Genomic DNA, 13,951 nt, shown 5'->3' on the forward strand with positions numbered 1-13,951 from the left:
GGATACTACTTGGGGGTTGTTGCATTTGAAAAACGCAAATGAGCATTGTTTCAAATGCAACGCCCTAACAAGAATTAGGAGGTGAAATCATGTTATCTAATTTACTGATGACGCCGGGCCCTACCTATGTAAATGAAGAGGTAAGAAGGGCGCTATCAAGGGCAGTTGTAAATCCTGATTTGGATGACGATTTCTATGAGTTTTACTATAAATTAACAAAACAGGTGGCAAAGCTTCTTAAAACCAGAAATGATGCTTTAATTTTGTGCGGAGAAGGAATCTTAGGTTTGGAGGCAGCTTGTGCTTCTATAATAGAACCCGGAGACAGGGTGCTTTGTATTGATAATGGGATATTCGGAAGAGGATTCGGAGACTTTGTGAAAATGTACGGAGGAGAGGCCATCTATTTTACAGGTGATTACAGAAAGCCCATTGACACATATGAGCTGGAGGAGTTCTTAAAAAAAGACAGCAATTTTAAAATGGCAACCATTGTGCACTGCGAAACACCTTCCGGACTTTTAAATCCTGTTAAAGAAATATGTCCATTACTTCATAAATATAATATACTTACAGTTGTGGACGCTGTTTCATCCATAGCCGGTGAAGATTTAAGAGTGGATGACTGGAATATAGACATAGCCTTAGGAGGCTCTCAAAAATGTTTATCAGCACCTCCGGGACTGACCATTGTAAGCATAAGCGAAAAGGCATGGGATGTGATGTTGAACAGAAAGACACCCATAACAGGATTTTATTGCAATCTTTCACTGTGGAAAAGGTGGTATCAGGAAAAATGGTTTCCTTATACCCAGCCGGTATCCGACCTTTTTGCATTGGAATGCGCAGTAGACAATGCAGTTAATGATGATAAAAAATTCAAAAGACATTCCCAAATAGGAAATGCAGTAAGAGAAGCACTGGAAAAGGGGGGTTTTGAACTATACCCTCTGGATGGATATTCGAATACAGTAACTTCCTTTTTAACTCCGGAAGGTCTTGATGAGAAAAAATACAGGGAGCATTTAGCCGACAACTATGAAGTTATGATTGCAGGAGCTTTTGATGTCCTTGACGGAAAAGTACTGAGGATAGGCCACATGGGTGAAAATTGCTATGCTGACAAGGTATATAAGGCATTAAAAGCTATGGATTCAGCTTTCAGGGATTTTGGAATAACACCAAAAGAAAGCCTTCATAAAACTTTTGATCAAATAATGAATGATAGATAAAAATTCTGCTTTAGGCAGAATTTTTTTTCTTGCTGGCGTGCACTTGGTATATAATTACATTAGAGGTTAATTGGATGTAAAGAAAGATAATAAATTAAATATGGCGGAGGTGATAACGGGTGGGGAAAATGACCTTTGAAGAAAAGATGAGGCTGGTTTTAAAATTGGCTGAAGAAGGTATGCTGTATGGTGAATTACCCATTGCTGCTATAATTTTTCATGATGATGAGATTGTTTCTAAAGCTTATACAACTGAAAAGCAAGATGAAAGGTATTTAATACATGCTGAATTAAAAGCACTTCTTGCTATGGATGAACAAAAATACCCTATCAGTGCAAGACGGAAAATGCAATTGTTTACCAATTTAGAACCTTGTATGATGTGCCTGGGAGCTGCAATTCATTCTTTTGTGGGGGAAATATACTACTCTATTGAATCTCCTACTGATGGCGGAGTTGTATGGATGGAAAAGACCTGGGATGGAAATCATGCTGTTTCGTCATTTAAGCCGCCAAAAGTATTTAGCGGTATCTTGGAAAAAGAAAGCAGAGAATTATTCGAAGAATATTTAAAAATTTGTCCTAATGGAAGTATGCATAATTGGGTAAAAACACTTATATAATTTTAAGTACCCAATAAATAAATATAAACACTTATAGTATAATTATGCAATTGTTACTGTGTTGTATATACCGGTTTGAATGACAAATATCCGCAGGCGGCTTTGAAAAAATATATAAATATTATAAAAATCTATTGAATACATATGCAATGTGGCTTATAATTATCAATATTAAATTAATAATTTATATAATGTTTTAAACTGCTCATTTTATATGGATTATAACAGTTTTTCAATAAAAAATTATCAGTAATTTTACGGAGGTATTTTTATGATATCAGCAAGTATAGTAGGAGCAACGGGATATGTTGGAGAGGAATTAGTAAGGATCCTGTCAACACATCCTGACACAAAGATTGTGGGTGCCACTACTCAGAATTATGTAGGCCAGGATATCGGAGATGTTTTTCCAAGCTTAAGAGGCAGAGTAAATTTGGTTTGCGAAGAGCTTAATATCCAGAATATCGTAAAAAAATCCGATATAATATTTTTATCTCTGCCTCATGGACATTCCGCGGCATTGACTAAAGAAGTATTAAGCTATAATAAGAAAATAATCGATATGGGCGCAGATTTTCGCTTTGACAGCAAGGAAGTATATGAGAAATGGTATGGAGTTTCTCATGCACTTCCTGAAGTATTAAGCGATGTGGTTTATGGTTTGCCTGAAATCAACAGAGAAAAAATAAAAGATGCAAATATAATTGGAAATCCGGGATGCTATCCCACGAGTATAATTTTGGGACTGGCTCCTGTTTTAGAAAACAATCTCGTAGAGACAGAATCCATAATTTCCGATTCTAAATCCGCCATATCGGGAGCAGGAAGAGGCGCATCCGTTTCTAACCTTTTTACCGAGATAAGTGGAAGTGTCAAAGCATACAATATCTCCAAACACAGGCACACTCCTGAAATAAACCAGGAGCTTTCGAAACTGGCTAAAAATGATGTTCATATAACCTTTACTCCCCATGTTGTTCCTATGAGCAGGGGAATATTAAGCACCATATACTGCAGGCTTAAAAATATAACTACGGCGGAAGATGTCATAGGTCTGTATAAAGAATACTATAGAGGCAGCAGCTTTGTAAGGATAATGAATAAAGGAGTATACCCCGAAACCAGATGGGTATACGGCTCCAATTTCTGTGATATCGGTTTTGAAATTGATGAATATAATAAGAGGCTTATAATCGTATCGGCCATAGACAATGTGGTAAAGGGCGCTGCAGGCCAGGGAATACAGAATATGAACATAATGTTTGGTTTGCCGGAGACTACTGGATTGGAAGCACCGGGACTGTATATTTAAGGGGGATAAATTGTTAAAATGGACAAGTTTAAAATCATAGATAAGGGAAATGTGTGCACTCCGAAAGGGTTCAGAGCTTCCGGGGTAAACGGCGGAATAAAAAAGAACAATACAACCAAGAAGGATGTGGCTTTGATAGTATCAGATAAACCTTCAAGGGCTGCAGGGACATATACGTTGAATAGATATGCAGCTGCACCTGTGACTGTTACAAAGGAATATATAAAGGACGGCATCCTGCAGGCTGTTGTTGTAAACAGCGGCAATGCCAATGCCTGTACCGGAGAAAAGGGATATCTTGATGCAAAACAAATGGCTGCCATAACAGCACAAAACTTAAACTTAAAAGAGCAGGATGTGGCTGTGGCTTCAACAGGAGTTATTGGTGTTAACTTAGACATGGAAGTCATGGGAAAAGCAATCATAAAAGCAGCTTCATCCCTTTCCTATGAAGGAGGCCATGATGCGGCTGAAGCCATTATGACTACGGATACCTGTTCCAAAGAAATCGCCATCGAGGTTGATATTAACGGTACACCTGTTAAAATAGGCGGCATGGCAAAGGGTTCAGGCATGATTCACCCTAACATGGCTACTATGCTTTGCTTTGTCACAACGGATGCATTCATAGATCAGAAGCTAATGCATACCGCATTAAAGGAAATAATTGATGATACCTTTAATATGGTAACCGTTGACGGCGATACCAGTACAAACGACATGGCAGTTGTACTTGCCAACGGTATGGCAGGAAATAAGGAAATAAGAGATATTGATGATAATTATAAAAAGTTTTATGATGGTTTGTATTATGTTTTAGAAGCCTTATCCATAATGATTGCAAAAGACGGTGAAGGCGCTTCCAAGCTGTTTACTGTAAATGTATTAAATTGCACAACTAAAAAAGATGCAAAAAAGATTGCTAAATCCGTTATTCAATCAAGCCTTGTCAAAACGGCAATATTCGGCGAGGATGCCAACTGGGGAAGAATTATTGCAGCCGTTGGCTATTCGGAGGCTCAATTTGACGAGACAAAGGTGGATATATACTTAAAAAGCGGGAGCATGAGCATAAAAGTAGCCGAGAATGGAGCCGGGCTGGTCTTTGATGAAGTGATGGCAAAGGAGATACTTTCAAAAAGGCAAGTTGAAGCCGTCATCGATATGAAGGACGGTACAAATTCTGCAACAGCCTGGGGATGCGATTTGACTTATGATTATGTAAAAATCAATGCCGATTATAGAAGCTGATGGAGGTTTGAAAATGGGAGATAAGGTTTTAAATCTTGACGGCAAGACGGTTGTCATAAAATACGGCGGAAGCTCCATGGCAAATGACGGTGCCATTACCGACCTTTTAAAACAGATTGTATATATGCAAAGCATAGGCGGTAAGGTGATACTTGTACATGGAGGAGGGCCCGAAATATCATCATTGATGGAAAAGCTTGAAATAAAGCCGCAATTTATAGAGGGCTTGAGGGTCACGGATGCCGAGACTTTAAACATTGCAAAAATGGCACTCATAGGCAAAATAAATAAAGAGCTTGTTGCTGCTATAAACATTATAGGCGGCATCGCCGCGGGCTTCAGCGGCATTGATGCAAAGCTTTTGCTTTGTTCAAAAAAATACATCAGCAAATATGAAAACGGTAATGTGACTTATATAGACGGCGGATTCATAGGAGAGGTAAAGAAAGTAAATACAGATTTTTTAAACCTGCTGCTTTCCAATAATATAATACCAGTTATCGCACCTATCGGTATCGGTGACGAAGGTGGGAGCTATAACATAAACGGTGATGATGCGGCTTCTGCCATCGCATCGGCGATGGGAGCCGACTTCTTTGCACTGGTATCGGATGTGGAAGGCGTATACAAGGACTTTAATGATAAAAATTCAAGGATACAGAAGATGAATATAGAGGAAGCTGAAGGTCTTATAAAGGATGGCATTGTTAAGGGCGGCATGATACCGAAAATCAGGTGCTCAATTGATGCAATAAAAAACGGAGTTAAATCCGTCCTTATAATCAGCAACAAGGCCCATGACAGCCTTGTAAAAAATGTAGTAATGGGTGAAATGAACGGCACCTTAATAGAAATGTAGGGGGATTAAGTTTATGACTAACAATGAAATAATGGAGATTGGCAATAAATATGTAATGGGTAATTACAAAAGAGGAAGCACAGCCTTTGTTAAGGGTATGGGTTCTAAGGTATGGGATGCCGACGGCAAGGAATATATAGATTTTTTAGCCGGTATTGCTGTTAACTCTCTTGGCTACAACAATAAAAAGCTTGTTGAAGCCATAAAGGAACAAAGCGAAAAAATAATGCATTCATCTAATTTATTCTGGGTTGAACCCCAGGTAAAATTGGCTCAATTGATATGTGAAAATTCCTTTGCCGACAAGGTGTTTTTCTGCAACAGCGGCGCTGAAGCCAATGAAGCCGCAATAAAGCTTGCGCGAAAATACAGCCTTAATAAATATGGCAGTGAACGCTATAATATTATATCCATGGTAAATTCTTTCCATGGAAGGACTATGGGGTCATTATCGGCAACAGGCCAGGAAAAATATCATAAGAATTTCCTTCCCATGCTGCCTGGATTTAAATTTGCAGAGTTTAATAATTATGATTCATTGTTAAGCTTGATTGACGACAGTATTTGTGCCGTTATTTTAGAGCCGGTTCAGGGCGAAGGCGGAATATGCCCTGCTGAATTGGATTACATCAAAAAAGTAAGGGAACTTTGCACTCAAAAGGACATAATTTTGATATTTGACGAGGTACAATGCGGCGTGGGAAGAACAGGTGCGCTGTTTGCCTATGAAAAGTTAAGCGTTGCTCCCGATGTGATGACACTGGCAAAGGGGCTGGCAGGAGGAGTACCCATAGGTGCCCTGGCGGCAAATGAGAAATTCGGAGGCGTTTTGGTTCCGGGAGATCACGGCTCCACCTTCGGAGGAAACCATCTGGCATGTGCTGCAGGCTGTGCCGTAATTGAAGAAATAAAAGAAAACCTCCTCCAAAATGTAAATACCATGTCCTCTTATATCTTAAGCAAGCTTGATGATATAAACAAGGAATTGAACTGTATCGAATCCATTAAGGGTATGGGTTTGATGCTGGGAGTAAAGATTACCGTAGACAGCGGCAAAGTAGTTGAAGAGTGCCTTAAAAAGGGACTTATACTTAATTCTTTAGGAAACAACATGCTAAGGCTTGTACCTCCTCTTGTTATCAATTCTGAAGAAGTAGATAAAGCCATGGATATTTTAAAATCTGTGCTGGCTTTATTGGTGTAAAACTTAGAGGGGCTGTAGCATTTGAAAAAACGCAATGAGCATTGTGGGAGTTCTCTCTAAAGCTCTTGGTGACTCTGCCAAAGATATTACTTAGAATTTTAGATTGTTTGAACGAATGAAGTTTAAAAATTCTTGTATTTTCAAGGCAGGGAACCTTAGAACTTGCAGAGCTCGAGCACAGTAAATGCAGTGTTTCAAATGCTACAGCCCCTTATATGTGTGCTTAGCATGGGCACAATCTAAATGGCCTCTAAATCTTCCAGAAGCAATGGTATCCTTAATGCATGCTGGCCTTCATTTGTTTTAATCATGAAAAACAAATGATTGAGATATTTGTCCGTAGATTTAATAAATTGCTCTCCATATTTTTTATAATCCTTTGTTTCATTTTGCATGCTCATCATCAAGGCTTCTTCAAAAGAAGGCACTTCGGGAGTCATAATGGCAGGCATAATAAAGGCTGAGCCTGTCAGATAGCAATAAGCTTTTTTCAAGCTTTCGGCATGGCTTTCTTCGTCAATGCTCAATCCCGTCAGTATTTCCTTTGCAAGATCGTTTGGAGCATTTTCGGACAGTTTTTTATAAAACAAGCTGTCGGTGGATTCTTCAATAATGAACTTTTGAATCATATTAATGAGCTTAATATTATTAACCATAAGATAGGCACGCTCCATTTTTATTGTGTAATAATATATTATGAATGCCATCGGCTATGTGCTATCATCCATTCATAATATATTATCAAAAATAAAATTGTGTGCATGAATTAATCAATTATTAATTAAGTATTATATATTTATAGGTCTATTGATAAAATTTGTTATTTGGCATATTATATAATAGCTTGATAAAGCGGTGGTCAAAAAAATCTTTAAGTTTAAAAACATATACGAGTTTATATCTGCAGTTTTGAAAGGGGCCGTTAACATGGGCAGTGTAAAAAAGGTTTTAGTATGCGTAACTGTGCAAAAGACATGTGAGAGGCTTATAAGAAAAGGGGCAAATATAAGAGATGAGATTGAGGGGGAATTATTGGTAATTCACGTTGCAGCCAGCGGAGCAAATTTTCTCGGAAATATTAGCGAAGCGGATGCATTGGAATATCTTTTCAGCATATCAAAATCAGCAGGAGCCGACCTTACGGTATTAAGATCTGATGATGTTATAAAGACGATAATACAATTTGCAAAGGAAAACAAGATTACCAATGTTGTCCTTGGAGAGCCCCCGGACGGGCGCAGCAACACAATAGTTAACGAACTTAAGAGAAAATTGGAATTTGCAGACATATATATAATGCCGGCAAAGGATACAATAGATTAAAGGATGATACACGTGGAGGAAGAAAGGTATAATTCCTATTCGGGATATCTTAATAAAAAATACGGCTGTAAGGTTTATAAGCTTCCTATTAATGTGTCGTGTACATGCCCCAACAGGGATGGCAGCATTGGCTTGGGAGGGTGTATTTTTTGCGGGGAAAAGGGTGCGGGCTTTGAAAGCCTGCCTAACTCTTTAAGCGTAAAAGAGCAGCTTCAAAAAAATATGGATTATATTCGTCAAAAGTACAAGGCGGAAAAATTCATTGCTTATTTTCAAAACTACTCCAATACTTATATGCCTCTTTTGAATTTCAAGGAATACATAAAGGAAGCATGTATGGAGGATGTGGTGGAAATTTCCGTTTCAACCCGGCCGGATTGCATAAACGATAGTTACCTTGAGTTTCTTTATGATGTAAGCAGAGAAAAAAACAAGAATATCAGCATTGAGTTAGGCCTCCAGACTGTAAATTATCATACTCTTATGAAAATAAACAGAGGCCACACATTGGCGGAATTTCTAGATGGGGCATTGAGAGTTAAAAAGTACGGTTTTGAATTATGCGTCCATGTCATTTTAGATTTTCCCTGGGATAACATGGATGATGTAGTGGAGTGTGCTAAAATATTATCCTCAATAGGAGTAGACCATGTTAAAATTCACTCTCTTTATATTGTAAAGGAGACAGCCCTAGGGGACCTGTATCAGAATGGCGAAATTTCACCCATATCCATGGAGGAATATATAAATAGAGTGGTGACCTTTTTAGAATACCTTTCACCGGATATAGTAATACAAAGGCTTGTGGGAAGAGTCCCCGAAGCTGATTCACTTTTTGCCAACTGGAACACCAGCTGGTGGAAAATCAAGGATTATATTGAAGACAAAATGAATGAACTGAATACATTTCAAGGTAAAAAGTTTAATTATCTGGGGGGGCGTGCCCTGGATAAATTCAGAGAATAATCTAGCCTAATATATCTATAAACCTTCTTGAAGCTACAGTCAAGGGGATTGATTTATGAGTTATAACCCCTAAGCTTCGGGAAGGTATTTCTTCTTTTATATCCAAAATAAATATATCCCCTTTTTCTATATATTCTTCTATGAAAAATGACATGACAAAGGAAATGCCTAAGCCTATTTTTGCCATTTCTATGAGCAAGTCATTGCTTCCCAGTTCAATTTCAGGAGTGACTTTAATATTGCTGCTCTTTATGTAATTATCGAAGAAGTCACGGGTGGAAGTGTTTTTTTCCAGAGCCAAAATAGGGTAGCTTTTCAAATCCTTTATGCTTATCTTTTTGCCCTTAAGATGTTCAAAGGTTTTGCCTGCTATAAAAACATCATTTATGGTCTTAAGCTCCCTGACTTCCATATCCGCATATTCGGGATTCTTGGGGATGTTTATAACGGCAAAATCAACATAGCCTTTTCTTAAAAGCTCAATGCAATCAGGTGAGGTTCTGTTGGTTATATGTATTTTTACATTGGGGTATTGGCTGTTAAACTTTTTCAGATAGGGCAGCAGATAATATTTGCATATGGTGTCACTGGCACCGATTCGCACATCTCCCTGGACAACGGAATGCATTTCAAGAACGCTCCTCTCCCCCGATTTTATGAAATTATAACCCTGCTCTATGTGTTCAAAGAGAATTTTCCCCTCATGGGATAAGCTAACCTTCTTAGTGCTTCGAAAAAGCAGCTTGCAGTTAAGCTTTTTTTCTAAAAGGCTTATGGACTGGCTTACTGCCGACTGAGAAATGAACAATTCCTGTGAAGCCTCGGAAAAGCTTAAATGCTTAGCCACATGATAAAAAACTTTATACAGTTCAAAATTTATATCCATATATTAATTCTCCTTATTAAAAATATAAGTACTATTAATTATCCTTATTAATATTAATATGTTACAATTTATTTGTAAATATTAATGTGTATAATTATCTTTAATATAAGGTGGTATAAGAAATGCGTGATAAGGTCAGAAGAATATTTGTGGAAAAGAAAAAGGGATTTGACGTTGAAGCAAAAAATTTAACCGATGATATCAAAGAAAACCTGATTATAGCCGGACTTCATAATATACGCATTATAAACCGCTATGATATTTCGGGAATGACAGATGATGAGTATGAAAAATCCAAATATATCATCTTTTCGGAGCCTCCTGTGGATGATGTATATGATGAAGCTTTGAACTTAAAGGGAGGTTTGCGGGCATTTGCTATAGAATACCTGCCCGGCCAGTATGACCAGAGAGCCGACTCCGCCGCCCAGTGCGTGCAGATACTTACTCAAAAAGAAAGGCCTGAAGTGTTGTCAGCAAAGGTCATAGTGATTGAAGGGGATATAAGTGACAGTGATTTTGGCAGAATAAAATCATATTGCATAAATCCCATTGAATCAAGGGAAGCTTCTCTTGAAAAGCCGGAGACTTTGGAAGTGAACTATAATGAGCCGGAGGATGTTGAAGTTTTAAAAGGCTTTACCGGCTTTTCAAAGGAAAAATTAGATGAGTTTATGACTTTTATGGGTCTTGCCATGAGCATGGAGGATTTAATATTCGTACAGGAATACTTTAAAGACACTGAAAAGAGGGACCCTTCCATAACTGAAATTAGGGTCATTGACACATATTGGTCGGACCACTGCCGTCATACCACATTTCTTACAAATATAAAGGAAGTATCCATTGAAGAAGGCAAATACAAGAGTGTAATTGAAAAAGTTTTGTCTGATTATATGGCTTCCAGAAAATATGTATACGGGGACAGAGAAAAGGATGTAAGCCTCATGGATTTAGCAACCATATCCATGAAGGAATTAAGAAAAAAGGGATATTTAAAGGACCTGGATGAATCTGAAGAGATAAACGCCTGCAGTATTGCGGTCAATGTGGATGTTGACGGCAGAGATGAAGAGTGGCTTATAATGTTTAAAAACGAGACACACAATCACCCAACAGAAATAGAACCCTTCGGAGGTGCGGCAACCTGCCTTGGCGGAGCTATAAGAGACCCGTTATCAGGGAGGTCTTATGTTTATCAGGCAATGAGGGTGACAGGAAGCGGTGACCCAAGAACAAAGATAGAAGATACCTTAAGCGGAAAGCTGCCCCAGAGAAAAATAACCACCGGCGCTGCGGCAGGCTACAGCTCTTATGGGAATCAGATAGGGCTTTCAACGGGCCTGGTTTCTGAAGTATATCATCCGGATTTTGTTGCAAAGAGGATGGAAATAGGAGCGGTTATAGGAGCTGCGCCAAAGGGCAATGTCGTAAGGCTAAGTCCGACTCCGGGAGACAAAATCATTCTTTTAGGGGGAAGGACAGGGCGTGACGGCTGCGGCGGCGCTACAGGGTCTTCAAAGGAGCACGATGAAGAGTCCCTTTTAAGCTGCGGCGCAGAGGTACAAAAAGGAAATCCTCCCACCGAGAGAAAAATACAGAGGCTTTTTCGAAATCCTGAAGTTTCAAAGCTTATTAAAAGATGTAATGATTTCGGAGCCGGCGGCGTATCTGTTGCAATAGGTGAATTGGCCGACGGACTGGAAATAGATTTGGATAAAGTGCCTAAAAAATATGAAGGCCTGGATGGGACAGAGCTTGCCATATCCGAGTCCCAGGAGCGTATGGCAGTTGTCGTAAGCCAAGCTGATGTTGAAAGGTTCATAGCTTTAGCCGGGGGAGAGAATCTGGAAGCCGTTGAGGTTGCACAGGTAACGGATAAGAACAGACTCAAAATGACCTGGCGGGGCAAGGAAATAGTTGATATAAGCAGGGATTTTCTCAATACAAACGGTGCAAAGCAATACAGCAATGCCCATATTAAACTCCCCAAAGAAGAAAATAATTATTTCAAAGCAAGGCTTGAAAATTTTGATTCAAAGCAAAAAAGCCTGAAGGAAAAATGGCTTGATAATTTAAGGGATCTTAACGTATGCAGCCAGAAGGGAATGGTAGAAAGGTTTGACAGCACCATAGGCGCAGGAACGGTTCTAATGCCCTTTGGCGGAAAATTTCAGCTGACTCCCATGGAGGTTATGGCAGCCAGGATTCCTGTACTAAAAGGAGAAACAAGAACCGGAACATTAATGAGCTATGGCTATAATCCTGAGCTTGCAAAATGGAGCCCATTCCATGGCGCTGTATATGCCATAACCGAAGCCGTTACAAAGATAGTGGCAGCAGGCGGAAACTACAAAAATATAAGGTTAACCCTTCAGGAATACTTCGAAAAGCTTGGCAAGGATCCTGAAAAATGGGGGAAGCCCTTAGGAGCTCTCTTAGGTTCATATTATACCCAAATGAAGCTGTCCATTCCGGCCATAGGCGGAAAGGACAGCATGTCGGGAACTTTTAAGGACTTAAACGTTCCTCCAACTTTAGTTGCTTTTGCTGTTAATTTAATAAATACAGATGAAGTAATTTCAGGCGAATTCAAAGGCAAAGGCAGCCAGGTTGTTTTAATACCATGCCCAAGAGATGAGTATAATCTCCCTGTATTTGAAGTTTTAGAATTCAATTTTGAAAAGATTACCGAGCTGATTAATAAAGGTAAAGTATTATCTTCATATACAGTAAGACTCGGCGGAATTGCAGAAGCAGTCAGTAAGATGTCCTTTGGAAACAGCATAGGTTTTGATTTTGCAGAGGATATGGAGGAAGAGAAGCTTTTCTCATCGGATTACGGCAGTATAATACTTGAAATTCCAAAGGAAGAAAAGCTTGATGAAATTTTAAGGGACGTAGAATATAAATTGCTTGGCCATACAACTGAAGATAAGTGTATTAAAGCCAAGTATATGGCATTGGATTTAGACGAGGCTGTAAATGCCTGGATGGAGCCACTGGAAAAGGTGTTTCCGACAAAGGCTAAAGCGTTGGATACAAAGCTTGAAACTTTCGAATCAAATATAAAAAGCAGCCTTAAACCCAGAGTATCCAGTATGAAGCCAAGGATTTTCATACCTGTTTTTCCTGGCACCAATTGCGAGTATGATACTGCAAGGGCCTTTGAAAAAGCAGGGGGAACAGCCGATATATTCGTAGTTAAAAACCTTACTCCAAAAGATATAGAAGAAACATTAAATGAGTTGTGCAAAAGGATTGAAAGTTCACAGATAATAGCAATACCCGGAGGTTTCAGCGGAGGAGACGAACCCGACGGTTCGGGGAAATTCATAGCCACAGCCTTAAGAAATCCTAAAGTCAAGGATGCGGTCATGAATTTACTAAAAAACAGGGACGGATTGATGATTGGCATATGTAACGGTTTCCAGGCTCTAATCAAACTTGGCCTTGTGCCGTACGGCGAAGTCAGGGATATTGACAGTACATCACCTACCCTTACCTTCAACACATTGGGAAGGCATATATCACGTATGGTTCAAACCAAGATTGCTTCCACAGCATCCCCCTGGTTTAATAACGTAAAGGCAGGAGATGTCCATACCGTTGCCGTATCCCACGGGGAAGGAAGGTTCTGGGCAACGGAGGATGTAGTTGACAGCTTGGTTAAGAACGGTCAGATTGCTACTCAGTATGTGGATTTCAGCGGAAAGCCAACCATGGATATAAGCTATAATCCCAATGGTTCCATATGCGCAATTGAGGGTATTACAAGTCCTGACGGGAGAATATTAGGAAAAATGGGACATTCCGAGAGAGCAGGTTATAATGTTTTTACAAATATCCCTGGAGATAAGGACCAGAAGATATTTAAAGCCGGTGTTGATTATTTTAAGATCTAACTTATAGAGATCAGCTTTCACATCAATGTTAAGATAATTGGTGTGAAAGCTGATTTTATTTAACAAGCCCAATTGGTAGTCCAAATGAAAATATTATGCAGCAATCATGGTGAAGCACTGTGTTTACTGTGCTTGAGTTCTGCAAGTTCTAAGTTTCCCCGCCTTGAAGATACAAGAATTATAAAACTTTCTTCGTTCAAACAATCTAAAATTCTGAGTAATATCTTTGGCAGAGTCACCAAGAGCTTTAGAGAGAACTCTCACAAATGCTCATTTGCGTTGTTTTCAAATGCGACAGCCTCATGCATAATAAATCTGAGATAATGGTTTCAAATGGCTTTGCCAGTTAAAATCATTATGCTAATATATTATTAAGTGTATAAACAATGG

The 13,951-nt window shown here is 39.1% G+C and carries 11 protein-coding genes; 9 read left to right on the forward strand and 2 right to left on the reverse strand.

Annotated elements, in window-relative coordinates:
• Window positions 1-89: 89 nt before the first annotated feature.
• From OXPF_RS01730 to OXPF_RS01755, 6 genes are all read left to right on the forward strand, one after another.
• Entirely contained in the window at window positions 90-1,232 is a 1,143-nt protein-coding gene (locus OXPF_RS01730; RefSeq protein WP_054873497.1) for a pyridoxal-phosphate-dependent aminotransferase family protein, read from the forward strand.
• 128 nt (window positions 1,233-1,360) lie between these two features.
• Window positions 1,361-1,855: a nucleoside deaminase gene (locus OXPF_RS01735; protein ID WP_242854295.1), complete on the forward strand. Its 495-nt coding sequence runs from the start codon at window positions 1,361-1,363 to the stop codon at window positions 1,853-1,855.
• Window positions 1,856-2,126: 271 nt separating this feature from the next.
• Window positions 2,127-3,167, forward strand: coding sequence for an N-acetyl-gamma-glutamyl-phosphate reductase (gene argC / locus OXPF_RS01740; RefSeq protein ID WP_054873499.1), 1,041 nt, complete (start codon window positions 2,127-2,129; stop codon window positions 3,165-3,167).
• Between the two features lie 18 nt (window positions 3,168-3,185).
• The gene (argJ, locus tag OXPF_RS01745; protein WP_054873500.1) at window positions 3,186-4,418 is read left to right on the forward strand and encodes a bifunctional glutamate N-acetyltransferase/amino-acid acetyltransferase ArgJ; all 1,233 of its coding nucleotides are present in this window, start codon (window positions 3,186-3,188) and stop codon (window positions 4,416-4,418) included.
• Between the two features lie 13 nt (window positions 4,419-4,431).
• Window positions 4,432-5,277: an acetylglutamate kinase gene (gene argB, locus OXPF_RS01750; protein ID WP_054873501.1), complete on the forward strand. Its 846-nt coding sequence runs from the start codon at window positions 4,432-4,434 to the stop codon at window positions 5,275-5,277.
• A 13-nt stretch (window positions 5,278-5,290) separates the two neighbouring features.
• Window positions 5,291-6,481 carry an aspartate aminotransferase family protein gene (locus tag OXPF_RS01755; RefSeq protein ID WP_152967673.1) on the forward strand — a complete coding sequence of 397 codons (1,191 nt, stop codon included), beginning with the start codon at window positions 5,291-5,293 and terminating at the stop codon, window positions 6,479-6,481.
• A gap of 239 nt (window positions 6,482-6,720) precedes the next feature.
• Here OXPF_RS01755 and OXPF_RS01760 read toward each other — a convergent pair whose 3' ends face one another.
• Entirely contained in the window at window positions 6,721-7,137 is a 417-nt protein-coding gene (locus OXPF_RS01760; RefSeq protein WP_152967674.1) for a ferritin family protein, read from the reverse strand.
• 271 nt (window positions 7,138-7,408) lie between these two features.
• Between OXPF_RS01760 and OXPF_RS01765 the strand changes: the two genes are divergently transcribed.
• Entirely contained in the window at window positions 7,409-7,804 is a 396-nt protein-coding gene (locus OXPF_RS01765) for an adenine nucleotide alpha hydrolase family protein (protein ID WP_054873503.1), read from the forward strand.
• Window positions 7,805-7,807: 3 nt separating this feature from the next.
• Complete coding sequence (mnmL, locus tag OXPF_RS01770) at window positions 7,808-8,770, forward strand: tRNA modification radical SAM protein MnmL/YtqA (RefSeq protein ID WP_054873504.1); 963 nt, start codon at window positions 7,808-7,810, stop codon at window positions 8,768-8,770.
• A 1-nt stretch (window position 8,771) separates the two neighbouring features.
• Here the strand turns inward: mnmL and OXPF_RS01775 are convergent, their stop codons facing one another.
• The gene (locus OXPF_RS01775; protein WP_054873505.1) at window positions 8,772-9,656 is read right to left on the reverse strand and encodes a LysR family transcriptional regulator; all 885 of its coding nucleotides are present in this window, start codon (window positions 9,654-9,656) and stop codon (window positions 8,772-8,774) included.
• Window positions 9,657-9,778: 122 nt separating this feature from the next.
• On the opposite strand from OXPF_RS01775, the gene OXPF_RS01780 reads away from it, so the two are divergent.
• The gene (locus tag OXPF_RS01780; protein WP_054873506.1) at window positions 9,779-13,561 is read left to right on the forward strand and encodes a phosphoribosylformylglycinamidine synthase; all 3,783 of its coding nucleotides are present in this window, start codon (window positions 9,779-9,781) and stop codon (window positions 13,559-13,561) included.
• Window positions 13,562-13,951: the final 390 nt, after the last annotated feature.

This window comes from Oxobacter pfennigii (genome assembly GCF_001317355.1).
Lineage (GTDB): Bacteria > Bacillota > Clostridia > Clostridiales > Oxobacteraceae > Oxobacter > Oxobacter pfennigii.

What these genes read in the sequence shown, in the direction of transcription:
- OXPF_RS01730 (WP_054873497.1), top strand. Translation starts at nt 90, where the DNA reads ATGTTATCTAATTTACTGATGACGCCGGGCCCTACCTATGTAAATGAA.
- OXPF_RS01735 (WP_242854295.1), top strand. Translation starts at nt 1,361, where the DNA reads ATGACCTTTGAAGAAAAGATGAGGCTGGTTTTAAAATTGGCTGAAGAA.
- argC (WP_054873499.1), top strand. Translation starts at nt 2,127, where the DNA reads ATGATATCAGCAAGTATAGTAGGAGCAACGGGATATGTTGGAGAGGAA.
- argJ (WP_054873500.1), top strand. Translation starts at nt 3,186, where the DNA reads ATGGACAAGTTTAAAATCATAGATAAGGGAAATGTGTGCACTCCGAAA.
- argB (WP_054873501.1), top strand. Translation starts at nt 4,432, where the DNA reads ATGGGAGATAAGGTTTTAAATCTTGACGGCAAGACGGTTGTCATAAAA.
- OXPF_RS01755 (WP_152967673.1), top strand. Translation starts at nt 5,291, where the DNA reads ATGACTAACAATGAAATAATGGAGATTGGCAATAAATATGTAATGGGT.
- OXPF_RS01760 (WP_152967674.1), bottom strand. Translation starts at nt 7,137, where the DNA reads ATGGTTAATAATATTAAGCTCATTAATATGATTCAAAAGTTCATTATT.
- OXPF_RS01765 (WP_054873503.1), top strand. Translation starts at nt 7,409, where the DNA reads ATGGGCAGTGTAAAAAAGGTTTTAGTATGCGTAACTGTGCAAAAGACA.
- mnmL (WP_054873504.1), top strand. Translation starts at nt 7,808, where the DNA reads ATGATACACGTGGAGGAAGAAAGGTATAATTCCTATTCGGGATATCTT.
- OXPF_RS01775 (WP_054873505.1), bottom strand. Translation starts at nt 9,656, where the DNA reads ATGGATATAAATTTTGAACTGTATAAAGTTTTTTATCATGTGGCTAAG.
- OXPF_RS01780 (WP_054873506.1), top strand. Translation starts at nt 9,779, where the DNA reads ATGCGTGATAAGGTCAGAAGAATATTTGTGGAAAAGAAAAAGGGATTT.